Consider the following 24,824-nt stretch of genomic DNA (forward strand, 5'->3'; position numbering starts at 1 on the left):
TCTTCCACTCCGGCAAGCACCTGAACCAGTCCCTGATGCAGGGCAACTACTTCTTCAAGGACATTAAAAAGGAAGGCATTGTACTGTATGATACCGGCAAGGTACACTTGCAAAACCCTAAGAAACTCACCGCGGAAGAGGCCCGGCAAAAGGCTCAGGGGTATTTTGATCAGTGGTTTACGAGTGCTAATGAGTTCTTAGAATTTTATCAATTAGCATATGACAAAAGTTACTTTCATAACGCAGCGTTTCTGCTTCATCAAGTCACTGAACGTTTATATACAACCATACTGCTGGTCTATACAGACTACCGCCCCAAAGAGCATGACCTGGAGCGGCTGGACCTGCGAGTGAAAAACTGTGACCCTCGCTTTGCAGTATTCCCCTCCTCCACGGATCAGGAAAAACAGCTTTTTGAGTTACTCCGTCGTGCGTACGTAGATGCCCGGTATAAGATGGATGAGTACAGTATTTCTAAAGTGGAGTTAGATTACCTGGCGGATAAGGTGGAACAGCTAAAAGAGCTTACGGAGAAGCTTTGCAGGGAAAAGATCGGGGAGATTGGGAAAGGGGAGGTGTAAAAATTGTTAATGAGGTAAACTTAGATATGGCTCTTTAAATCCTAATCAAAATCAATTCGTCAAAAGTATCCGCATTATAATGCTACAATGCTCGGTCATACGAGGAAAAGGGGAACGCATTACGATTTGCTAAATGCGCTCCAGAAGAAGCCATTTCTTGCGCCACCAAGATATTTAGGTGTAATGTGAGACGAAACGGCCAGAGGCCTTCCCAATAGCCGTCACTTGCCAAAGGCATAGCGACTGTTTTTATCTTTTTTGGATACACGAGCGATTGATAGAGCAGCGGCACTGACTAAACATGTGGATATGCCCATAGGTACGTATACCGGAACACCACAGATTTCAGTACCTATATACACTATTGAAGATAACAATCTACAGATTCCAATCTCACTAAGCTACAATGCCTCCGGAATTCGGGTCGCTGAAGAGGCCAGTTGGACGGGTTTAGGTTGGGCCTTAAATACAGGAGGGGTGATCTCCAGAACGATAAGAGGAGTTAATGACTTTGAAATAACCGTGAAGACAGGATTTATCAGATCAAGGCAAATACCGGTCACAGGGCTGAATGATATTGATTCTGTTTTTTATGATGACCCTAACTGGCCCAGTATCATGGGAGCAGCAGTTCTGGGCTATTATGATCCCGAGCCTGATATGTTCTACTTTAGCTTTTTGGGGAATTCAGGTAAATTTTTCTTTAAGAATTGTTATGGATGTCCTCCCAAGACCATAGAAAAACCTGTATTTGATCAACAGGGAGATGATCACTTGGACATCGAATATCATCGAAACACTGACAAGTGGGAAGTGACAGACGTCATGGGAGTCAAATATATTTTTGGTACAAAGGAGATTACAGATACCAACACCATTTCCTCTGCGACTTATCTTCCTGATGATGCTACTGTCGGGATGAGTCTTGATCCCGTAACAAGCTCTTGGTACCTGGATAAAATTATTCTGCTCAACGGGGAAGAAATAAACTTCGAATATGACGTTGTTACGGCGAATAATATTTCCCTATACAGAAGTAAAAGCCAGTTAAGAAAATCCCAAAGTAGTACACGATCTGTTTCTCCTAGACCTATTGTTTACTGCTATACTGAATGCGGTGCTCCTGATGCGAATTGTCAAAACCCTTCACTGATCATTAATAATCATACGGCTTCATCAACTGTAACGGACCACATTTACCTAAAGAAAATAACATTTTCAAATGGTTACATGGAGTTTTTAAAAAGTCAGCGTTTAGATCTGGACCCAGTATTGAATCCGGGGTACCTACCACCTCAGAAACTTGATGAAATTTTGATCTACAACTCCAATGACGATTTGATAAAAAAGTATAAACTCTACCAGAGTTATTTTAAAAGAAACCCGACAGATACGGATACAAGATTTTTGCGTCTTCGCCTGGACAGCATACAGGAGATCAGTCCGGAAGGCGGAGCAATACCGCCTTATAAATTTGCCTATATTGACAATATATCCATTCCTAAGAAAACGTCCAGGAATATAGATCATTGGGGGTATTACAATGGTAAGAACAATGAAACGATCCCCGATTGGGGTAGAAACGGGAACACTAACGGGACATTGATCCCCAACTATTTTGATGGACTGGGTAATTCTTTCCTGGGAGCAAACAGGGAGCCTGATATCGATTATGCCAAAATTTTCACGTTATATCAAATTGAATTCCCGACTGGAGGCATACATACCTACGAATATGAAGCCAATGAATTCTTCAGCCTATCCCCACCCACTACGGTGGTACAAAACAAATCTTTATTTGATCCCATATATGCCTGTACTTTAGGACCTGATTTCTGTGATTATAATGACCCTGAGGTGATTTTGGATTTTGAAGTTACCACAGAGATGATCCAAAACAGCCCCTTTTCCAATGAGATTGAGGTTAGCTTCACTTTTGATGGTATTGCAAACCCGGTTGATTGTAATGATGGTATGATTTTACCCGGATCATTTTTGGGCATGGTTTGGTTGAATGAAATTGATGGCCCTGGTTCGGCGGCAGGTCAAATAAGACTAAACATCCTGTATCCCGATCCTTCTGATGCTGTCTACGGCTGTGAAGGTGGTGTTTCAGGCGAGTACTATTATTCTTCGAACCGGGACGATCGTTACCACAACCTCGATAAGGTAAAACTACAGGCAGGATGGTATAGGTTAAAAGTAAGATCTGAAATGGCGGGGCTTGAGATCTATGCCGATGCCACCTACAAGGCTAATGTGAGCATACCAAATAATCCAAATCAAAAGGGAGGTGGTCTGCGGGTTAAAAGAACGGAAATGAACCCAGGGGCAAACAGTATCATCAAAACCTATGAGTATACAAAAACCAATAACCCTGCTGAAACCTCTGGCTTGATCATGTCCAAACCGAGCTACTTTGTAGTACCTCCGTCCATAAACAACAAAAAGGTGTTTGGAGTAAATAGTTATGGTCATATCTATTGTTCTATCGGCGGCTATGTCAATGCATCTTCGGATAGCTACAGGTTGCTAAGTTCAGCTGCACAGGGCAGTTATATAGGATACTCCAGTGTTAAGGAAACCATGGAGCCGGATGGAGGGTACATCATTTATGAATTTGAAAATAATGTTGATCAGTATACTGGCCCTCAGGAATTACCCCAAATGCCACTGATTTCCCACCCCGGGAACGGAAGCTTGCGTCACAAAAAATATTACAACAACGGAAATACAATCGTTCGATCAGAGTATAATTCATATGATTACGATGAAGGCGAAAGTATTTACCATGTGGGAGTTAAGTTTTATGCTGTTCCACTGGAAGGAGGAGGTGTTTTGCCAATATTTTCTTCTTATCAGGTAAGATCTAGCGGATATTGGAGATTAGCATCGACCGGAATTACTGTATACGATGAAGGAGGAAGCCCTACAATTACGAAGGCTACATCTTACGAGCACAACACAAGCAACAGGCAAATTGCACAAGTGACCAGGCACAACAGCCACGGAAAAAATCATATAACGTCATACTTGTACCCTACAGATTTTCCCCAGGGTAATCCTCAATACGGTAGCGACCTTCTCCTTACCAATAAGATGAAGGGACAGGTACTGTACGAAACCCGAAACTATAATGGGAGTTCGATCTTTTCAAAAGAAAACCATTACAATACCCAGGAAAATCACATAGTTCCCGGTAGAATAGTTGAAAAAAGCAAACCATCTTCCACCCCCATTGTCCATGATATCGTTTACGATTCAAAGTCAAATCCTATTGAAGTGACTCGTGAGCATGCTCCGACTACTTCCTATTTCTGGGGCTATAACAAACAATACCTTATCGCTAAAATAGAAAATGCCAGCTACCAGGATATTGTTGATGTTCTCCCAGGTGTCAATAGCATCACAACCCTTAAAAATTTTGATGAATCCAATTTAACACAATTGGATCAACTCAGAGATCTGCTTCCCGAAGCAACTATGGTAACTACCTACACTTATCATCCTCTTGTAGGGGTTGCCAGTATGACTGACCCGGGAGGTTATACTACGCACTATCATTACGATGAATTCAAACGGCTTAAAGAAGTGCGTGACAGGGATAACAATCTTGTATATAGCTACGAATATCACTACGCGGGGCAGACCAAGTAAGGGCCGGGAAAATAAATGCAAACATGAAATCATGGATGTGCAGATTAATTAAACAGGATGTGAGCATTCGTAGGAAGTAAATTGATATTATATATCACTTAAGACAATAGAAAAAAGAAGTTAAGTTATGAAATTAAGGTTTACTTTTTTTAATTCAATTGTTGACTTCAACAAACGTTTACCCATACTAATATTAATATTGATTGTTCATAACCTTGTCTATGGACAAAGTCTTGACATAGTTGGTCCAACCAACGTTGATCTTAATGGGACATATCATTATTATATTCCAAATTTTCCGGAACCGATCAATTCCTATACTTGGGATCCGACAGGTATAATTATCAGTGAGAATTCGTATAGTGTGGATATTAAATGGGACGAACCAGGGGAAAATTATTTGTATGCAGAGTTCTATGGAAGTTCCAACACCTATGTTATAGATCTGATTGTCACTGTAGTTGATCCCAATCCAGTGCCCTATACTCCAAATGCTCCTTACAGGCCTTTGGATGGCTGTGGAGATGCAGTTGTGAAAAAGACTGGAAGTATCCCTGAAAATGTTACCTGGTACTGGCAAACACAACCCAATGGAACAAGTACCTCAGATTCCAGCTCTAGCATTACAGTTTCGAGTTCACAAACAGTTTATCTAAGGGCAAGACATGATATTTCTGGATTATGGAGCGTCAGCTCTTCGTACTTGGTAGTCAACATAAAGCCTATTCCTGCCGTCCCTTCACCTGCGTCCGTAACCAATAATTGTGGCAGCAGCCTATTGACTCGTGGTAATCCTCCCAGCGCGATCACATGGTACTGGCAGAGCAGCGTCTCAGGAACCAGTACGTCAAATTCCAGTGCTTCTGTTACTCGTACTACCGGCAGTACCTATTACCTAAGGGCCAAGTGGAACAACACTGACTGTTGGAGTACTGCGAGAGCTATAAACTATTCAATACAACAACCGACACTTTGGTATGCCGATACGGATGGAGATGCCTTTGGTGATCCCAATGTGACGCAAAATGCCTGTTCACAGCCTGCCGGGTATGTAGATAATAATCTTGACAGGTGTCCCGAAGAGTACGGAGAAGTGGAGGGATGCCTTTTTACACCTTATGATCTTTCATTATCTGATGAAAATTATGTGTATATCAGGCAATACCAGGTGCCCACGACTACACAAACAGTGAAATATAGCAAAGAGGTTGTGGAAGTTGTAAACTACTACGATGCGCTGGGACGTCCAAAACAAAAAATCGAAACTGCGGCAGGCGGAATTGATGCTGAAAATTACGTCAACGAACTGTCCATGGACTGGAGCGCAGGCACAGGTAGTGCTCCTTTCTTCAACCAAAATGGTAGTGCCAGTGAAAACAATAGGTTAACGGGGGTGGATCCCAGTGGTGGACTTTCTTTGCTTTGGAAATGTGGTAATGATATTGAAAGTAATGCTGACGGAGGATGGAACACTGATTACTTCAATGTAGACAAAAGTACGGGATATCGATATACAGTTTGGGTAAAACGTACAGGCTCTCAAAATGGAACTACCTATCATGGAACCAATAACGTCAGTAATCTTGCAGGAACAGTACAAAGCAATCCCTATTTCTGGTATGGAGATCTGCCACAGCTTGACACCTGGTACCTGATCGTAGGGATCATTTATCCCTACGATTATGCCGGAGAGGATCAAGGGATTAGTGGAGTATATGACCAACAAGGAAACAAGGTACTGGATGGAACCGAATTTAAGTGGAATAGCAATACTACCACAGCCCGGTTCAGAAGTTACCTGGATTACAGTACCGATCTCAGCACTAATCAGTTTTTTTGGAACCCGATCGTGCAAAGATCAGATGGGAATGAAACTTTATTATCTGATCTTATTAATGATCAACAGGGAAAACCAGCAGACATAGTAACTCATATCGAACATGATCAATATGGCAGGCAGGCAAAAATGTATTTACCGTTTGCGTCCGGCACCCTGGCTGGAAGTTATAAAACGATAAATATCACTGAAGATATCCATCAATATTACAAGAACCGCCATAGTGATGACTTTCCCGGAGTAGCTCTTGCTGACGTAAATGCGTATTCAGAAAGTATTTATGAAGCCTCTCCTCTTGACCGGGTACTGGAAAAGGCTGCTCCTGGGAAAACCTGGAAAGCGGATCCCGTTGTTAATACAGATCATACAATAAAATTTGATAGGAATAGCAATGGGGCTAGCGAAGTAGTATTCTTTTCTGTTGATTTTCCAAATAGTGGTGATACTTCGTCCCCCGTTTTGGTCAAAAACGGGAATTATAATGCAAATGAACTTTACGCAACCATAATCAAAGATGAAAATTGGCAACCCGGACAGGCCTATATAGATAATCATACTACCAGAGAGTATAAAGATAAATTAGGCCGTTTAATATTAAAACGCACCTACAATGCAAGCGAAGTACTCAACACTTACTATGTCTACGACGATTTCGGTAATCTTAGCTTCGTTCTGCCACCCAAGGTAGATGTCAATGATGGAGTGAGCCAGGAAGAACTTTCGAAATTATGCTACCAGTATAGGTATGATCACCGAAATCGTGCATTTGCCAGGAAGCTTCCAGGAAAAGGTTGGGAATATACCATCTTTAATGAGCTTGATCTGCCTGTTTTGACACAAGATGGCAATCAGCGAAGTAAAGATGAGTGGCTGTTTACCAAGTATGATGTTTTGAACCGCACTATAAGCACCGGTACCCTCCACGATTCAGGGAGTAGAACGGTCTTACAGCAAACCGTTGATCGACATTTTGCTACCAACGATTTTAGCTGGGACACACATTCAGGTGTGGTGTTTAACGGGGATCAGCGATTTACCAAAACCGCAACGGATTCATGGGGCAATGCCATACTGGCTTCTTTACCTATTGCCGGTGCCGGAGAAGATGCCATGATAATGATAGAAGCCCAACAAACCGACAAGGGATTCAGGTTTGGATTTGATGACTCCAGCGACAATACGGTATACAACGATATTGATCATTCCATTTACGTTCAGGTAACCGGTGCTCTGGCCATCTATGAAGGACCAACCTCAGTCTATTCATTACCAAGCGGAGCGTATGACGTAGGGGATCTGCTGTCCATAGAACGTGTCAATGGGGTGGTATACTACAAAAGAAACGGAGAGCTTCTGCACACCTCTTCTGTAGCTTCAAACGGATCAATAAAAGTTAGCACTGTAGTACACTCCAATAACACCGAGTTATACTTTCCTAAGGCTACGCATGAAGATACAGGAACGATGTTCGGTTATTCTAATTATAGCTTCCCTTTTACCAGTAAAGAAGAGGACTACCTGACGATCACTTACTACGATGATTATACCTTTCATCATGCCAGCCTTTCGGAATACCAGTTTAAGCCCAGTGAGGCACATAGCACCTACTTTGATGGAGTCAAAGGTCAGGTGACCGGTACCATGACCCGGATACTGGGGAGCAGGCAATGGCTGCGTAACATCACCTATTATGACGATCGCTACCGGGTGATCCAGGCCATAAATGACAACCACCTGGGGGGGTCAGACTGTATGACCAATACCTATGACTTTGTGGGTAAGGTGCTGGAAAGTAAAACCAAGCATACTACCCCGGAACCCATCCTGTGGCGTAACCGAAAAAGTGTCCGGGAGGTCAATAGTATTTTCACCGGGCTGGCCAGCAGCTCAGGATTTTCCTCGGTCAATACATTGGATGAAGACCAGGATGGCTGGGTCAGTACTGTAGTGACCAGCCTAACCGGGAGCCGTGTTTTTGGGTTGAATGATAATGACCTGAACACCAGCGTAGCAGACATTGACTACCCGGTCAACCTCTACAATGATGTTCTCCGGGTATTCGAACCGGTCAGCCAGTGGGTGGTTGTCGGATCGCTTGAGCTGGGAGACGTGATCAAACTGTCGCGGGAAGGCGGTAGTGTGAAAGTTTACCAGAATGACGTGCTGGTGCATACCTTTAGCACTGCCACTACCGGAGCATTGGTGATTGACACCTGGTTAGCAGCCGGTTCCGAATTAGCCTACCTGGACTGTTCCTTTTCCTTCGTCCGGCAGGCTACCGCACCCTATGACATCCTGTGGACCGGACTATCCCGGGTAACCCAGTCCTATGACACCCTGACCAAAGATGCCGTAGGCGGTTGGAATGGCGGAGCTTCCTCAGTGAACCGACTGGCCGCCGGGTATGACGGATGGGTCTCGTTTAAGAGTATGTTCACCGATAAGGCCCTTATGGTAGGACTCTCCCGGCAGGACATGAGCATAGCCTTCAATTCGATCGAATATGCCCTTTCTTTACAAGCCAATGGCCAGATCGTGGTCTATGAAAAAGGCGTACTCATCAATTCCTTTGGCACCTACCAGGTAGGGGATGATTTCCGTGTGGAACGCAATGGGACCCAGGTTACCTACCTTCATAACGGTACCCCATTTTACACCTCCACCACATCTTCTGCCACAGACCTGATCGTGGATGTTTCACTTTCCACGGCAGGTGCAGCGATGTCAGACCTGTACTGCTCTTTTGGGTTATTGCATCCTAAGGAAAAGAACTTCCCGATCACCCGTCAGTTTGACTACGACCACGCCGAACGACTGATCAATACCTGGCACAGTGTCCCCGAACATGCTTCCTTTACCGATGTAGTAGGTGTCGAAGTGCAGGGGAATTCGATGGTAAAGACCACCCTTGCAGCCGGTTACAATGCCGGTGCGGCTACGGTCAATACCATCCCTGCGAACAAGGAAGGCTGGATCTCGATGGAAGTGATCGGAGATAATTACGTTCTGTTTGGGTTAAGCGATGTAAATACCGGCACAGATTATCAATCCATAGATTATGCGCTACTAACGAATCCGATAGACCAACGGATTGTAGTCTATGAAGGTGGTACGAGCCGGGGAATCAAAGCCTATTATGAAGAAGGGGATATTTTAAAAGTAGCCCGGGAAGGGGAGACGATCAGGTATTACCGTAATGAACAAGAGCTCCATACCTCAACCCTCTCTTCCACTTCAGCGCTGATCGGAGATTTTTCACTTTACAACCAGGGCGACCGAATTAACAATGTGCAGTTCATGGGAGCCCCCATATTACTGGCCCATAACGAATACAATGAATTAGGCGAGCTGATCGAGAAGAATTTACACCAGGAGCCCGGGGGGACCGATTTTGCCCAAAGTGTAGATTACCGGTACAATATCAGAGGGTGGCTTACGAATATCAATAATGCAGCATTGACCAGCACAACTGTTAATGACGACACCAACCAAAACACCGATTACTGGGGAATGGAACTTGGATACAACACACAGTTGACAGGAGTAAATGCTGTACCTTCATACAATGGCAACATCAGCGGAGCGAAATGGAGTGATCGATTAGGGCAGCGTACCAAAGCCTATGCTTACGATTACGATCCCATGAACCGGCTTATTGATGCAGACCACAGCATTGTGGGACAGACCAACGGCCCTGCTTTTGACGTCAGCATCCGGGATGGAGTGAACTCCGGCTATGACCTGAATGGGAATATTAAAGCCCTTAGCCGGGGGGGAACCTCAGGAGCAGGTATGGATGTGTTGACCTATAACTATGGTACAGGAAGTGCCAGGAGCAATCAATTATTAGCAGTTACTGACGCCGGAGACACAGCAGGTTTTCGGGATGGCAATACTACGGGAAATGATTACGGCTACGACGCTAACGGCAACATGACCCAGGACCTGAACAAGGACATCACCGCTATCAGCTATAATCATCTAAACTTACCTGAAACGGTTGAAAAAACAGACGGCCAACTGATCTATTATACCTACGATGCGGGAGGTATTAAGCTGAAACAGGAAGTACACGAGACGGTATTGCAAGACCAGTCCTTTACCCCAAGTGAATTGATCTTGTGGAGTCCCTCCAATACCTTCAGAAGTGTGATAAGCGGACCCATAGGAGGAGAAAGTAATGTGTTAAGAGTATATGCCGGAGGCCAAAACAGCTTACACCGTCTGCTCAAGTACATGGAACCGCTTCAGGGAAAGCGGGTACGGGTGAAAGCAAAACTGTACCTGCCTTCCGGGAACACGAATGTAGACGGTGTACAAATAGGGATAGGAGCTTACAACAGTGCGATCTATACCGCTACCGATCAATGGTTAGATATCGAATATTTCCTGGACGATGTGGAGAATACAAACGACGGATTTGTGTATTTTCACATGGTATCCGGGGGAAATCAGATCTTCACGGGGGCTAATAGTGTCACGGACGATTTATTTTACCTTAAGGATATCGAAGTAAGCACAGTAGAACCGGTGAAGACAACAGATTATATAGGCGAGTTTATTTATGAAGATGGGGAGATAGCCTTGATCCAGCATGAAGAGGGGAGGATTGTGTTTGATCCGGTTACGGAGGTGCCTGAATACCAGTACCACCTCAAAGACCATTTGGGCAATACCCGAGTGACGTTTACGACGAAACCCAAAACGATTGAGTTCACAGCGAACTATGAAAACAACCCGGCAGTGCCTGATGATCTGGGCTTGTTTGAAAAGGTAGATCACACGACCCTTACTTCCAATGACCTGTTCGACCATACCGATGCAACAGGAACAATATACACGTACACTCAACTACTAACAGGAGGATTAAACTCTCAGATCGGTTCGGTGATCGCTATCCCTGTAGGTATGGGAGACACCTTACATGCAGAAGTCTTTGCGAAATACAAAGATAACTCAGGCAATGGCAACAACAGTGGGGCATTGGCTTTGGCTAACCTGTTAGTCACTGCCTTTACAGGAGGCACAGGTTATGTCAATGAGTTAGGCAACCAAAGCATTCATAATAACTTCCAATCGGGTGCTTTGATCGGTACTACGGGGTTTGCTCCTGAAGATAGTGATGCTCCTATGGCCTTTTTGAATGTGATGTTCTTGCCGGAAGGTGAGTTGGTCAGTTTAGACAGTGCAGTATCTTTTGCCTATGATCAGATAGATGCAGCAGCCCAGCAGCCTAATACATCTGTGAAAGCTGCCCATGATCGATTGCATGTTGATAACTTCCAGGCTCCTAGCAATGGATATATACTGGTGTATGTAAGTAATGAGAGTAGTATGATGACCGAAGTGTATTTTGATGATTTAAAAATAACTGTCAATGAGCATCCGGTGATCCAGACGGATAACTACTATCCCTTTGGAATGGCTCATGGGAACGGGTATCAACGTGTTACAGCTCAAAAAAATAAGTTTAAGTACAACGGTTTTGAATTACAGACTGCTTTAGACTGGGGTGTGTATGATTACCAAGCAAGGTACTATGATCCTCAAATAGGACGATTCTTAATGGTTGATCCTGCTGCGGATTTGATGCGAAGGCATAGCCCTTACAATTATGCGTTCGACAACCCGATCCGGTTTGTTGATCCAGATGGGATGATGCCGGGTGATGGAATATTTGGTGGGTTTGTTTCCAATCTAGCTACAAAGGCTAAAAATTATGTTGCTGCTAAGGTCAATGAAGCCATAGTTAACACTGGAAGGGCCATAGTACAGGAAGTTAGATCTTACGCTAATGATCTAGAGATAAGTTTTTATGGTAAGGCGGAAGGAAAATTGACAACTGGCCCTAGGATAGCCGGTGAGATTAAAGGAGTCGGTTTTGATGTAGATCTAGGCTCTAAAGAAATAGAATCAATAGAAGGAGAATTGACTGTAAATGTAAAAACGGGAGAGTTTGGTGCTGATGGCAATATTGATTACACGCTAGAAAATGGGAATGATAAATATACTGAAGGAGGAAGCGTAGGTTATTTGGTGGAAGGAGAGTATAAGGAAGAAAGCTTACAAAATTCAAACGGGGAAGTGGTGAAAGAGAAATCTTCAGGCAGTATGACCGTTGGAGTTGGAGTTGGAGCTAAATTTACTTTAGAATCAGGATCCTCTGAAGAATTTGAAACCCAATCTCTGAAAGGGGGGGCTGCTTTTGGAGGCAAAGTTGGAGCGGGTTTTGTTGTAGAAGGCGAACTACAGCTTGGACTAAAAATCGAAAGGAAAGTTGAACGAGATTAGTAATGGCGATAAGTGATAACAGTACCTTGATAATACAAGGATTTAATCTTTTTATTTTTTTGATGATAGTACTAATAGCGCTAGGCATTTGGTTATTGAGTGGAGTTCTTAGTTCTACATTTTATGTTTTAGGAATAGGCTTTGTTTTTTGGGGTCCTGTAATCTTTATCTTTTTGAAACTTCGTGAAGTGCAACTTACCGCCAGAGTTTTTTTGGTTAGAAATATTTTTGGAAAGAACCAGTTTGAAAAGTCTCAGTTCCACAAAATTGAGAAAACGATTTTATCTCCCATCGTTTATAGGATATGCTTTAAAAATTCATCTAACTATTATTTTATGGCCCCAATGGAGTACTTCTTTAAATCTATATTCAGCTTGGGGAGTGACTATGCTCTGGGAAAGATGAATGATAAAGTGAATGCGGTATAAAAACTATTTAGATAGAGTTGATGCTTGCTCCAGTTCATCTATTATCTCTGAGTCATATTGAAAATTTTGCACCCTCCATTCATTTTTTGGATTGTATAAAGTAATCTTAAATCTTATAGGCTGTAGATCATACTTCATTAAGAAGCTATATTGTTGAAGGGTATTATCAACTTTTTTTGAGGTTAGCAAATCATAGCCGTGATATTTTCCTAATTGATCAAGAACTTTAGACAAACTAGTTTTAACCTCTATTATTTGTTCTTTTCCTATAGACTTATTTGTTGAGAAAAGATAGTTTATTGCAGAGTCACTGCCCTCATTTTCATACTTAGTTAAAAATTGATCCACAATAGGGTTCAAGTCATCAGTACTAGTGCAGCTACAAATAAACAATACAAAAAAAGGTAAAATTTTCTTCACTATGTTTTCCAGTTAAAATTACAAAACAAAATATTAAAGGTTAGCCCCTTATAGAGATAGTTGTTTTTGCAGATCTCTTTGAAAAATAAAAGCCTTAAGCATGGCTTTGATAGACTGGCGATCCTCTTCACTTAAGGGTTGAGCTTTAGTAAACATGGTCAATAGCTCTGCATCCTGAATTTTACCTTTGGCCTTTTCCTCCTGAGAACCATAGACGAATATATCAGTAGATACTTCCAAAAGATCTGCCATCTTTTTGAGCACATCAATAGAAGGGACAGTTTGATTGCGCTCGTATCTTGAAATATGGATTGGATGAATGCCCATCATATCGGCCAACTGGCCTTGTGATACTACTTTTTCTGTCCTTGCCTCTTTTAAATTATCTCCAAAAGAACTCATGCTTCATACGCTTATGACATCAAAAATACCATAAAAGGCTATTAAATGAAATTGTTAGCTTCCCAACTAGTCCACAGTATATCGAGAAGTAAAAACTCGGAAACCCCTCCCCTAACTGGTCGTAGCATGAACGCAGTGGTGCTACGATCTAAAACCGGATAGGGCGTCCGCCCGGTTGAATTCAAGAGACGATATTTTTATAGCAGAAATTGAAACATCAGACAGAAGAAAAAAGTCATTTCCAAGAAAATCACCAATTATACAATTCGTTGTTTGAAGCACGATTGCTGTCAGGTGGCCCTGGTCAAACTGGCATAACGACCCGCAGCCTGTATCCCGTTCATTAAACTAAAATAAAAATGAAACCGTTATCTTTGAAAAAATGACAACCTCATGGTGACCGTAATCAAAAAAGGAACAGATAAAGAGATCATAGACAAATTATTGAAAGAAGCCCTTAAAACTAAAGGTGTTGATACCCACAAATATTGTGGTGTAATCAAGCTAAAAGAAGACCCTTTAGTGATCCAGAAACGACTGAGGGATGAATGGGAATAGTGTGTTATTAGATACCAATATTGTACTTTATCTTCTGTCAGGGGATGAAGTTTTATCGGATTTATTATATAATCGGAAACTGTATATCTCGTTTGTTACCCAATTGGAATTGTTAGGTTATCAAGGTATCACAAAAAAGGAAGAACAAGAGGTTAAACACTTTTTAGAGGACTGCATTATCATCGATATCAATAATCAAATCAAAGAGGAAGTGATCCACCTCAAGCAGTCGCGTAAAATCAAATTACCGGACAGTATTATTTTAGCCACTTCAAAGTATTTGAATATCCCTGTCATAAGCTCAGATAGTGATTTTAGCAAGGTTGAAGAAGTAAATGTGATTTATTACGAAAAGGAATAATCCTAACTGGTCATAACATGAACACAGTACTACAATCTAAAACCGGATAGGGCATCCGCCCGCTTGAATTCAAGAGACGCCTCGCAGATATGAAGATCTTGTTGAGGTCAACCCTCTAGCAGAGCACATTCAGCAAAGCGTAAGCCATTCCAAATTTACTTTCACAAAGAACATCCAATATCTCTAAGCCCACATTCCTGACTTGTGGCTGTGCTTAGAAACAACATAAAACACTAATTAACTACCTCACCTTTCATTCTGATCTCCTCAAGGGCCTTCCAAATATCCTCTCGCCGGGCTTCTTTTTCTACATGAACCGGTGGCGCTATACGGTCTTCACATTCTGTCCATGAGCAGCGTTCGCAGGTGGTGTTGACAACACGGGATTTGATCTTTGGATCCTGGATAAACCTTACTTTTTTCCTGAGATCATCGTCAATGTAAAAGCCTATGGTCACGCTCATGCTTTCTGCCGGATTAGACACGTTGGGAAAGGCCAGTGACAGGCACAGGTAATCATCCTCAGTTCCATGATACTTTGAGATCTGGGCGCCGGACGTGATCGCATTCGCTTTGCCGATTCGCGAAGAAGTTCGCAGCTGTTTGATCATACGTATGGCTAACCATCTACGACAGTAATGTTCATTAACGCCATTCGCATGCGGATTATGGAACCGGGCCAGGTGAAGCTCCTTAGTCAGGTTGTAAAATGAGAAATTATCGGTACCTACGAACCGAAGGAAAAAGAGGTTCTTGATCTTAAAATGTTTTGGCAGCATATTCGTCAACCGTTGCATCAACATCTCCGGGGTGGCACGATACTTATCAATCAAACGCACCATCATGCTGGTATCCAGGGAAGGAGAAGCGGCCACTTTATGTACGTCTTTCAGTATTTTCTCCTCCGGCAGAATTAATGCGGCAGAAAAGTAAGAAGCCTTATAATTACTGAGAATGGCTTCAAAACTGTCACCTCGCTGGGGAGGCGTTTCCATTGGGCGATGTGCCAGGTCCAGGTATTGAAAAGCTATCTCGCGGCCAAGCAGAAAGCTTTCCTGCTCCCGTGTTAACCCCTGATTTAGCAAGACCTTCTTTTCTTTTGCATTATAGTAGCAACGCAGATCACGCAATGATTCGTAAGTGGAAAGTGTACGCCGGTCCAGCTTAATACCGTACGTCTTATTCAGAATATCTTTCAAAGCGTTAACCGAGACAGGAACCGCCAGTAATGCGCCATGTTCTTTTCTAAATTGGCTGGCCGCTTCCTCTATTTCAGGAAAATAATTATCGTGTAACTCCTGGTAGGAGCGTAAGGCAGCAAAATAAAAATGCTCCCCGCGCATTTCATAGTTACGCGCAATGGTAATAACAGAGGTGATAAAGGCATTGATCTTTTCAGGGGCCTGGGACAACAACTCGATGACCTTTTGCGGATCAAGGCCGAACGTTTCTAACGGGAACTCTTTGAAAAAGTCAGATTGCATCAAATTGATAATGGGCTCCAGCTTTTTGGATACCCGCAGGGAGACGAGGTAATCATAGGTCACTTTTAAAGCCTCTGCCAGCGCCAGTATTTTGTCCCCTTTTGGATATTTTTTCCCCTTTTCAATCTCACTGAGGTAGGAAACGGATAATCCCGTCTTTTCTGATAATTCCTGGAAGGATAAGTCTTTACTCATCCGCAAGTCACGGATTTTCAGGCCAAAAATGTGCTTGAGTTGAAAATTACCATTGGTCATAAACAAAGATATCAAAATTTATGCTAAATTTTCTTTTAGCGAATTTTCGCTATTAAAGAATTTTCTCTATATTGCATGAGATTGACAAAAAAAGACAGATAAAATGATGGAGACCGACAACAATATCACTGAAACCGCCTCGTCTCTCAGAATAACTGCTGAGGTGCCTGAGGCCTATGCTCAAGTACTCACCCCTGAAGCACTGGCTTTTCTGGAAGTGTTACATATGAATTTCGATACGGAAAGAAAACAACGTCTGTCAGCGCGTGAACACCGGCAACTGGAACTCGATAGCGGTAAAATGCCTGGCTTCAGACCAGAAACCAAGGCCATTCGGGACGGGAACTGGACAGTAGCTCCTATCCCCGAAGATATTTTAGACCGGCGGGTAGAGATCACCGGACCTGTGGAGCGTAAAATGATCATCAACGCGCTGAATTCAGGTGCGAAGGTATTTATGGCCGATTTTGAAGACAGCAACACCCCCAACTGGGAAAATACGATCCAGGGACAAATTAATCTGAGTGATGCCATTGCAGGCACAATAGCTTATACTCACCCTGCTTCAGGAAAAGAATATACTCTGAACCCGGAGACGGCCGTACTCTTTGTACGACCACGTGGCTGGCACCTGGAAGAAAAACACATCCTGGTGGATGGTGAACCTATGAGTGGAAGCCTGGTAGATTTTGGCCTGTATTTTTTCCATAACGCCGCTAAACTTCTGCAAAAAGGCAGTGGCCCTTACTTCTATTTACCCAAAATGGAATGCTATGAGGAAGCACGCCTGTGGAATGATGTCTTTAAGTTTTCGCAAGATTACCTGGGCATCCCTCAAGGCAGCATTAAAGCAACGGTACTGATAGAAACGATACTGGCCAGCTTTGAGCTACACGAAATCCTATATGAGTTGAAAGAGCACAGCGCCGGGCTGAATTGTGGACGTTGGGATTACATTTTCTCTTTCATTAAAAAATTCCGCAATAAGGAAGGTTATGTGATGCCGGACAGGGCACAGATCAGTATGGAAGTGCCTTTTATGAAGGCTTACTCACTGGCCGTGATCAAAGCCTGCCATAAAAGAGGGGTCCACGCCATGGGAGGTATGGCAGCTCAGATCCCGATCAAATCTGACCCTGAAGCGAATAAGGCTGCACTTGAAAAAGTAAGGAAGGATAAAATGAGAGAAGTCCGTATGGGCCATGACGGCACCTGGGTAGCACATCCCGGTTTGGTGAAATTAGCCAAAGACACTTTTGACAACTGGATGCCCACGAAAAATCAGATCCATATCAAAAGGAACGATATCTACATTTCAGAAGAGGACTTAGTGGCAAAACCCATTGGGACCATCACCGAAAAAGGACTGAGAACGAACATTAATGTAGGTATCCTGTACATAGAAAGCTGGCTGAGAGGCAATGGCGCAGCGGCATTGTATCACCTGATGGAAGATGCCGCCACGGCAGAGATCTCGCGCACACAGGTATGGCAATGGATCAATAGTAAAGCACACCTGGAAGATGGCAGGCTGATCGATAATGCCCTTTATCAAGAGCTAAAAGCCGAAGAATTAGAGAAGATAAAAGAATATATAGGAGCTGAGAATTATAAGAACGGACAATTCGGCAAAGCCATAGCCTTGTTTGATCAACTGGTACTCTCAGAAAACTTTGAAGAATTTTTAACACTTAATGCGTATCAAATAATCCACTAATATCATGAGTAAAGCAGATCAAATCGAAAAGTTGTATAACGATTGGATGACTAATCCTCGTTGGAAAAACGTAAAACGCCCTTATGTTCCTGAAGAAGTGGTAAAATTACGTGGCACAGTCACCGTAGAACATACCCTGGCACGTCTGGGAGCTGAAAAACTATGGAAAAAGCTTAATGCCCAGGATTTTGTGGCCGGGCTCGGAGCTCTGACCGGAAACCAGGCCATCCAGGAAGTAACTGCCGGACTGGAAGCTATTTATCTTAGTGGATGGCAGGTAGCAGCTGATGCCAACCTAGCGGGACAAATGTATCCTGATCAGTCCCTCTATCCTGCCGACTCTGTACCTAACGTGGTCAAAAAGATCAACAACGCGCTCATGCGCAGAGACCAGATCCAAAGTGTAAGCGGGGAAACCGATATCGACTGGATGGTGCCCATCGTTGCGGATGCTGAAGCCGGTTTTGGAGGTAATCTTAATGCTTTCGAACTGATGAAAGGTATGATAGAGGCAGGAGCTGCAGGCGTACATTATGAAGATCAGCTTTCTTCTGCCAAAAAGTGCGGTCACCTGGGGGGTAAAGTACTGGTACCCACCCAAGAGGCCATTAATAAATTGGTAGCAGCTCGTCTGGCGGCTGATGTAATGGATGTCCCTACACTGCTGGTGGCCCGTACGGATGCTGAAGCTGCTAACCTGATCACTTCTGACATTGATGAAAGGGACCACAAATTTATTACAGGCAAACGCACTGCGGAAGGGTTCTACCATGTGAATAACGGGTTAGCGCAAGGCATTGACAGGGGGTTAAGCTATGCCCCGTATTCAGACCTGCTTTGGATGGAAACCTCAAACCCTGACCTGGGACTGGCCAGAGAGTTTGCACAGGGTATCAAAGAAAAGTATCCTGATCAAATGCTGGCGTATAACTGCTCGCCTTCTTTTAACTGGGCAGCCAAGTTATCCGTAAGTGAAATGGAAACGTTCAGAGAGAATTTAGCAGAAATGGGGTATAAATTCCAGTTCATTACCCTGGCAGGATTTCATGCATTGAACACTTCTATGTTTGAACTGTCGCTGGACTACAAAAATCGTGGAATGGCCGGATACAGTGCGCTCCAGGAAAGGGAGTTCGCGCTTCAGGACAAAGGATTCAAAGCAGTGAAACATCAGGCATTTGTAGGAACGCAGTATTTCGATACAGTGCAGAACATCGTACAGCAGGGAAGTTCAAGCACCACAGCGATGAGTGGAAGCACGGAAGAAGCACAGTTTGTGAAATAAACAAAGTAACCCCCTTGACGATTTCACCCATCTGATCTTCGGAACAGAGAGCACAGCAAATGACTGTGTTCTTTGTTTTTATCATTATTCATATCTTTTCATTCCCTTAACTAAATATTACTTTTACTTAAAAAGTTTTAACTGATGGAAATGATCGACATAAATGAATAGACCCATGCTCTTCCTTAATTTCATACTCTTACTTGTTTTTTCGTGTTCAGATGATAATAGTAATGACTCAGGCGATGACAGGCAGGATAGAAAACAGCATGCGGATATCACTGCCGTCAGAGCTTCTGGTAGTAACGGTAGCTATACCTTCTCTGTAACGCTGTCTAGTCCTGATACTGGCTGCGATCAATATGCCGACTGGTGGGAGGTACTTTCAGAAGATGGCAAGCTGGTCTATCGACGTATCCTGGCACACAGCCATGTCAATGAACAGCCTTTTGCCCGATCAGGAGGTCCGGTAGGTATTGATGAAAATCAAACGGTTTGGATAAGAGGGCATATGAATACTACGGGGTACGGAGGACAGGCTTTTAAAGGAAGTGTTGCCACTGGTTTTGAAGCCGCTGAACTGCCCGATCCATTTGCCACAGGTGTAGACAGCCAATCACCATTGCCCGGGAACTGTGCATTTTAAATGGTCAGTTTATCCAGTCTGTCTATCCCCCTTTTTCTTAACCTGTAGAGTAACCTCATCAATAACAAAGCGGTAGAATAAGCGTCGCCCAGCGCTGAGTGACGCTCAAGAGGAGTCACCTGAAAACGCTCCATAAGCGCATCTAAGGTATAATCCTTTCGATTGACATTACTCCGATCAAAGCGGGAATGTTCTAACCGGATGGCTAGTTGTGCGGTATCCAATTTAGGATTAGCTAAAGACAATCCTTTGTAGTATTTATCTAAAACAGCATTGACCATTGCTACATCGAAATCTATGTGATGCGCCACTAATACTGCCCCTTTAATGTATTCTAAAAAGGTTTCGATCAACTGTTCCGGTGTCATCCCTTTGTCACTCTGCCTCTTCGTGATACCGTGTATTTCCACATTTTCCGGGCGTGAACTTTCTTCCCATGACACATAACAATCCAGGGCAGTTTCAATATTGATCTGATGGCTTGTACAACTAACGGCACCAAGTGAAAGTAAGCGTGCCTCTTTCACGTTGAGTGAGGTAGTTTCAGTATCAAACACCACAAACCGTAGCCCCTCAAGCGAAGCAGATCTTTTGACCTGATCACATGAACTCAGATATTCCAGGGCAAACCCGGGAAGGTCTTTTTGCCGATCACCTTGAAACCACCCGGACAAAAATCCCATTATTGAAAATACCCTAGTTGATAGCGTAGACTCAGCATTTTCTGAAGTTGATTAATGGGTTCAAACGTATTGCGGAGGATCTGTCTCTCCAGCTTACTCAATGCGCTGATCGTAATAAACCGACCTGAATCCTGGTGCTTGAAGCCATTCAATGCACGAATTTGCATCAGGTATTCATAAGACTCAGCTGCTTGTGTATAAAGCTCACTACGTTTAGGTTCTTTTTCCGCTAATGCCAGGTAACGTTTTACGGTATTCATTTCGTCCAGCAAACCAACATCCAGGGCCAGGACCCTCGCTATATCTACCAAAGGCATCATGGCCCTGGCTTTTATATCAAACTCATCCTGGTGTTCGCCGGATCGTTCCACCATAAAGTTTTTGAAAAAAGTAAGTGGAGCCGGATTTTTCAATGCATTACTCGCCAGGAAGTTCAGGAAAATCCGTTCACTATTGATTTCTTTGGCCAAATGGGTTTTCAGCTCCCCAATGAGGTCAGAAGAACCGTATACTTTCCGGTAATCAAAAAAAATAGTGGACAGCATGAGTGATTTTTCCTGTGGTTGACTTATCCAACCGGTAAAGTATTTTTTCCATGCTGACAAAGGCTGACACCATTCTTCATTACCCGCCATCATATCCGCCGGGCAACGCTCAAAACCCGTATCCTCCAGTATTTGATTCACACGGGCAGCTAATTGCAGGAAATAGTCTTTTACCTCACTAAGCTTATTCTCAGCTACATCTTCAAAAACAATGGCATTATCCTGATCGGTACGTATTAACTGTTCTGAACGGCCTTCACTCCCTAAACTGATCCAGCTAAAATCTACGGGAGGACTACCTAAAGCAGGCACAAGCTCCTGCAGCGCGAGCGTAATGGCTTTATTGATCAAAGTATCATTGATGTGCGTGATCAATGAGGAAGTAAGCCTAACGGAAACATGCTGTTCCAAATAAAATTTAACCAGTACATCTGCATCACCTCGTAATCGCACCAGGTCATTGACAGAGGGTGCGCGCTCCAAAGCATAAATAAGCGCCATGGGATGGTTTTGGTGAGCGGCCATTAAATCGCGTTCACTTAACATTCCCACTGGCCTGCCTTCTTCTTCCAGGCAGATATGACGTATCTTATGCCTGAGCATTTCCAATAAGTACCTGGAAAGTGGCTGGCCCAGCGGCATTTTGATCAAACCTGCAGACATGATTTCATTTACGGGTGATGTAATATCAACCTTCCCGGTCCCTACCTTCTTTCTAAAGTCAGTATCGGTAACAATACCGATGGCCTGATCACTTGCATCGCAAAGTATAACGGACCCCACACGCTCCGTTTCCATCTTCAGCGCTATACTACGTATGGTTTCCGTAGTGTAAGCCCAAACCAAAGAACGCGATGGCTTATCTACCGCACGGTTCCAGTTTAACAATGCGCCAGGGTCCTGTACCGGAAGGGGATTGGTTTTCTTCTTCAAGAGAACGGCCTGACCGCCGGCCAACCCTGCTGCAAAGAACATGGCAATTTTACCATTTCCTTCCAGCATGGATTGAAAAAGTGCGATCGGAATGCCATACACCAGGCTTTCTTCTTCACACCTTGCTTGAAAAACATAGGGTTTACCGCTAAGCATGGCCCTCACACCAAAAAGGTCCCCTTCATCACATGTATCTACCAGTACGGCGACACCTGCTTCCAGCCTTTCCAGATGCACCAGACCTTCCCGTATTACATAAAGATAGCCCGACTTCTCCTCCCCCTGCTGAAAGACAAAATCGCCCGGGCCAAAGTACCGGACGATTGCCTGTTCGGACAACTGGCTTAACATATTCTCTTCCAGGTAAGAGAAGGGTGGATATTTCTTTAGAAAATCCGCAATTCTTGATCCTATGAGATTGGCAGCCACTTTACACTGGTTATGCGTTTATTTCAAAGCTATTTAGCCCCTTCCATGATCTCCTCCACTATTTCCGGGTTTAGCAAAGTGGAGGTATCTCCCATATTGCTTACTTCTTTCGTAGCTATTTTTCGTAATATTCTACGCATTATCTTCCCGGAACGGGTTTTAGGTAAGCCGGAAACGATCTGTATTTTATCCGGTTTGGCTATAGGCCCGATGATCTTGGTAACGGACTGCCGGATCTCCGAGGTAAGGTTCTCTTCAGAGCGGCCTTCCATATCACAGATCACATAGGCATAAATACCCTGTCCTTTAATATCATGAGGGTATCCGACAACGGCTGATTCCACCACTTTAGGGTGCTCATTAATGGCATTTTCAACTTCAGCCGTACCCATTCTATGCCCTGAAACATTGATCACATCATCTACTCTACCCAATATCCTGTAGTAACCATCTTCATCACGTTTCACTCCATCACCGGTAAAATAATATCCCTTAAACGATGAAAAATAGGTCTGTTGACATCGTTTGTGGTCGCCATAGGTAGTCCGGATCATAGCCGGCCATGGATACTTGATACAAAGATTACCTTCCACACTATTGCCGGTAAGCTCTTTCCCATCATTGTCCAGAATTGCCAATTGAATGCCTGGCAGTGGCAATGTAGCATAGGAAGGTTTAGTGGGTGTAACACCCGCTATTGGCGAGATCATCATGCCTCCCGTTTCTGTCTGCCACCAGGTATCCACAATGGGGCACTTCCCTTTTCCAACGTGATCATGATACCAGTGCCACGCTTCCTCGTTGATAGGTTCTCCCACCGAACCGATCACTTTTAACGTATCCAGTTTATAGGGTCCAATAGGTTCGGTACCATACGCCTGCAACGCTCTGATAGCCGTAGGTGCGGTGTAGAACTGGTTTACTTTATGTTTATCACAGATCGCCCAGAAACGTCCCGGATCAGGATAAGTCGGTACCCCTTCAAACATTACGGTAGTGGCTCCGGCCAGTAATGGTCCGTAAACAATATAGCTATGTCCTGTAATCCAGCCTATATCGGCACTACACCAGTATACGTCTCCTTGTGAGTATTGAAATACGTTTTGAAAAGTGTAGTTGGTATATACCATGTATCCTCCACAGGTATGCACCACGCCCTTTGGCTGTCCTGTAGAACCGGATGTATATAAAATGAAGAGCATGTCTTCCGAATCCATAATCTCGGCTTTATTTTCCGTACTAACACCCTCAATGGCTTCATGCCACCAGATATCACGCCCTTCCTGCATTGTTACGTCCAGCCCTGTTCGTTTTAGGACAATGGTCTTTTCAATCGTCGTAGTTTTTTCCAGGGCCTCATCCACTACTGCTTTAACGGGTATCTTTTTAGTTCCCCGGAAATTGCCATCGGCCGTAAGCACCATTTTTGCTTCACAGTCATTGATCCGGTCTGCCAGGGAGGTAGCGGAAAATCCTGCAAACACTACCGAGTGTACCGCTCCAATGCGGGCACAGGCCAACATAGCGACTGCGGCTTCAGGCACCATTGGCATATAGATGATCACTCGATCTCCTTTTTGAATGCCTTGTGCTTTCATGGTATTGGCAAACTGGCATACCATCTTATGCAATTCACTGTAAGTGATTGTTCTGGACGCTTCTTCAGGGTCGTTGGGTTCCCAGATAATGGCCGGTTTATCCCCCATGATAAACAGATGCCGTTCCAGGATATTTTCAGTGATATTTAATTTCGCGTTGGTAAACCACTTTACGTCGGGGTCATCAAAATTCCACTCCACGACTTTATCCCATCGCTTCTGCCAAAAAAAGGAATCGGCTACTCTGGACCAAAAAAGATCAGGGTTTTGAACACTCTTTGCGTATTCATGTATGTACCCGCTGAGGGTTTGGATCTTGTTACTCATAATAGTATAGTATTAAGGTTTTGAGACTGTTAATTCATTTATTTTATTCACTAAATTTTTTGTAGAAAATGGTTTGGTCATATAGAAATCAGCACCTACTTCATACCCCTTGGCAATATCACTTTCCTTTCCTTTGGCAGATAAGAAAATAACCTTAGCTACCGGGGTTATCTTTTGCTGTTTTATATACTCGCATACCTCATAGCCGTCCACGTGCGGCATCATTATATCCAGGATTACAATATCAGGACGTTCGCGATCCACTGCTTTGATAGCTTCCGCCCCATTTCGGGCAATAAATACTTCATAGCCGTTTTTTTTCATTAAAAATTCCAATGACATGATAATATTAGGTTCATCATCTACGATCAGTACTTTTTTCATAGG

General features: G+C 43.6%; 15 protein-coding genes. 8 read left to right on the forward strand and 7 right to left on the reverse strand.

Translation table 11 applies throughout. The features are described from left to right. The 3 genes from FNH22_RS24805 to FNH22_RS24815 all read left to right on the forward strand — a co-directional run. The coding region (locus FNH22_RS24805; protein ID WP_143401203.1) for a HEPN domain-containing protein at positions 1-581 on the forward strand (581 nt) is incomplete at its 5' end. A gap of 258 nt (positions 582-839) precedes the next feature. Further along, positions 840-4,238: an RHS repeat domain-containing protein gene (locus tag FNH22_RS24810; RefSeq protein ID WP_143401204.1), complete on the forward strand. Its 3,399-nt coding sequence runs from the start codon at positions 840-842 to the stop codon at positions 4,236-4,238. A 127-nt stretch (positions 4,239-4,365) separates the two neighbouring features. Beyond that, positions 4,366-12,366, forward strand: a complete 8,001-nt coding sequence (locus FNH22_RS24815) for a DUF6443 domain-containing protein (RefSeq protein WP_143401205.1) — start codon at positions 4,366-4,368, stop codon at positions 12,364-12,366. Between the two features lie 431 nt (positions 12,367-12,797). Here FNH22_RS24815 and FNH22_RS24825 read toward each other — a convergent pair whose 3' ends face one another. Together FNH22_RS24825 and FNH22_RS24830 are read right to left on the reverse strand one after the other, a co-directional pair. Further along, positions 12,798-13,214, reverse strand: coding sequence for a hypothetical protein (locus FNH22_RS24825; protein ID WP_143401207.1), 417 nt, complete (start codon positions 13,212-13,214; stop codon positions 12,798-12,800). Positions 13,215-13,262: 48 nt separating this feature from the next. Further along, positions 13,263-13,616, reverse strand: a complete 354-nt coding sequence (locus tag FNH22_RS24830; protein WP_143401208.1) for a helix-turn-helix domain-containing protein — start codon at positions 13,614-13,616, stop codon at positions 13,263-13,265. 393 nt (positions 13,617-14,009) lie between these two features. On the opposite strand from FNH22_RS24830, the gene FNH22_RS32135 reads away from it, so the two are divergent. Together FNH22_RS32135 and FNH22_RS24835 are read left to right on the forward strand one after the other, a co-directional pair. Continuing rightward, positions 14,010-14,174 (forward strand): hypothetical protein, encoded by a 165-nt coding sequence (locus FNH22_RS32135; protein WP_185154396.1) that lies wholly within the window; start codon positions 14,010-14,012, stop codon positions 14,172-14,174. Continuing rightward, positions 14,161-14,535 (forward strand): type II toxin-antitoxin system VapC family toxin, encoded by a 375-nt coding sequence (locus FNH22_RS24835; RefSeq protein ID WP_143401209.1) that lies wholly within the window; start codon positions 14,161-14,163, stop codon positions 14,533-14,535. The genes FNH22_RS32135 and FNH22_RS24835 overlap by 14 nt, the downstream gene beginning before the upstream one ends. A 233-nt stretch (positions 14,536-14,768) precedes the next feature. Here FNH22_RS24835 and FNH22_RS24840 read toward each other — a convergent pair whose 3' ends face one another. Continuing rightward, positions 14,769-16,274, reverse strand: a complete 1,506-nt coding sequence (locus FNH22_RS24840; protein WP_143401210.1) for a helix-turn-helix domain-containing protein — start codon at positions 16,272-16,274, stop codon at positions 14,769-14,771. A gap of 103 nt (positions 16,275-16,377) precedes the next feature. On the opposite strand from FNH22_RS24840, the gene aceB reads away from it, so the two are divergent. The 3 genes from aceB (at position 16,378) to FNH22_RS24855 (ending at position 19,922) form a co-directional block, all read left to right on the forward strand. Further along, the gene (gene aceB, locus FNH22_RS24845) at positions 16,378-17,991 is read left to right on the forward strand and encodes a malate synthase A (protein ID WP_255518154.1); all 1,614 of its coding nucleotides are present in this window, start codon (positions 16,378-16,380) and stop codon (positions 17,989-17,991) included. 4 nt (positions 17,992-17,995) lie between these two features. After that, positions 17,996-19,276 carry an isocitrate lyase gene (gene aceA / locus FNH22_RS24850; protein ID WP_185154398.1) on the forward strand — a complete coding sequence of 427 codons (1,281 nt, stop codon included), beginning with the start codon at positions 17,996-17,998 and terminating at the stop codon, positions 19,274-19,276. 175 nt (positions 19,277-19,451) lie between these two features. Beyond that, positions 19,452-19,922, forward strand: a complete 471-nt coding sequence (locus tag FNH22_RS24855) for a hypothetical protein (protein WP_143401212.1) — start codon at positions 19,452-19,454, stop codon at positions 19,920-19,922. On the opposite strand, the gene FNH22_RS24860 is transcribed toward FNH22_RS24855, so the two are convergent. Genes FNH22_RS24860 through FNH22_RS24875 form a run of 4 tightly spaced genes read right to left on the reverse strand, consistent with a single transcriptional unit; the run spans position 19,919 to position 24,821 of the window. Further along, positions 19,919-20,605 carry a PolC-type DNA polymerase III gene (locus tag FNH22_RS24860; protein ID WP_143401213.1) on the reverse strand — a complete coding sequence of 229 codons (687 nt, stop codon included), beginning with the start codon at positions 20,603-20,605 and terminating at the stop codon, positions 19,919-19,921. The two genes, FNH22_RS24855 and FNH22_RS24860, sit on opposite strands and share 4 nt — an antisense overlap. Next, complete coding sequence (locus FNH22_RS24865) at positions 20,605-22,512, reverse strand: DUF294 nucleotidyltransferase-like domain-containing protein (protein ID WP_143401214.1); 1,908 nt, start codon at positions 22,510-22,512, stop codon at positions 20,605-20,607. The genes FNH22_RS24860 and FNH22_RS24865 overlap by 1 nt, the downstream gene beginning before the upstream one ends. Positions 22,513-22,541: 29 nt before the next feature. After that, on the reverse strand, positions 22,542-24,437 hold the full coding sequence (gene acs, locus FNH22_RS24870) for an acetate--CoA ligase (protein WP_143401215.1): 1,896 nt from the start codon (positions 24,435-24,437) through the stop codon (positions 22,542-22,544). 12 nt (positions 24,438-24,449) lie between these two features. Then, entirely contained in the window at positions 24,450-24,821 is a 372-nt protein-coding gene (locus tag FNH22_RS24875) for a response regulator transcription factor (protein ID WP_143401216.1), read from the reverse strand. Positions 24,822-24,824 lie beyond the last annotated feature (3 nt).

The organism is Fulvivirga sp. M361 (assembly GCF_007097395.1).
In the GTDB taxonomy this organism is placed as follows: Bacteria; Bacteroidota; Bacteroidia; order Cytophagales; family Cyclobacteriaceae; genus Fulvivirga.

Excerpts from the sequence above, each read along its gene's own strand:
- aceA (WP_185154398.1), top strand. The coding sequence starts at position 17,996 with ATGAGTAAAGCAGATCAAATCGAAAAGTTGTATAACGATTGGATGACT.
- aceB (WP_255518154.1), top strand. The coding sequence starts at position 16,378 with ATGATGGAGACCGACAACAATATCACTGAAACCGCCTCGTCTCTCAGA.
- FNH22_RS24840 (WP_143401210.1), bottom strand. The coding sequence starts at position 16,274 with ATGACCAATGGTAATTTTCAACTCAAGCACATTTTTGGCCTGAAAATC.
- FNH22_RS24860 (WP_143401213.1), bottom strand. The coding sequence starts at position 20,605 with ATGGGATTTTTGTCCGGGTGGTTTCAAGGTGATCGGCAAAAAGACCTT.
- FNH22_RS24835 (WP_143401209.1), top strand. The coding sequence starts at position 14,161 with ATGAATGGGAATAGTGTGTTATTAGATACCAATATTGTACTTTATCTT.
- FNH22_RS24815 (WP_143401205.1), top strand. The coding sequence starts at position 4,366 with ATGAAATTAAGGTTTACTTTTTTTAATTCAATTGTTGACTTCAACAAA.
- FNH22_RS32135 (WP_185154396.1), top strand. The coding sequence starts at position 14,010 with ATGGTGACCGTAATCAAAAAAGGAACAGATAAAGAGATCATAGACAAA.
- FNH22_RS24830 (WP_143401208.1), bottom strand. The coding sequence starts at position 13,616 with ATGAGTTCTTTTGGAGATAATTTAAAAGAGGCAAGGACAGAAAAAGTA.
- acs (WP_143401215.1), bottom strand. The coding sequence starts at position 24,437 with ATGAGTAACAAGATCCAAACCCTCAGCGGGTACATACATGAATACGCA.
- FNH22_RS24855 (WP_143401212.1), top strand. The coding sequence starts at position 19,452 with ATGCTCTTCCTTAATTTCATACTCTTACTTGTTTTTTCGTGTTCAGAT.
- FNH22_RS24875 (WP_143401216.1), bottom strand. The coding sequence starts at position 24,821 with ATGAAAAAAGTACTGATCGTAGATGATGAACCTAATATTATCATGTCA.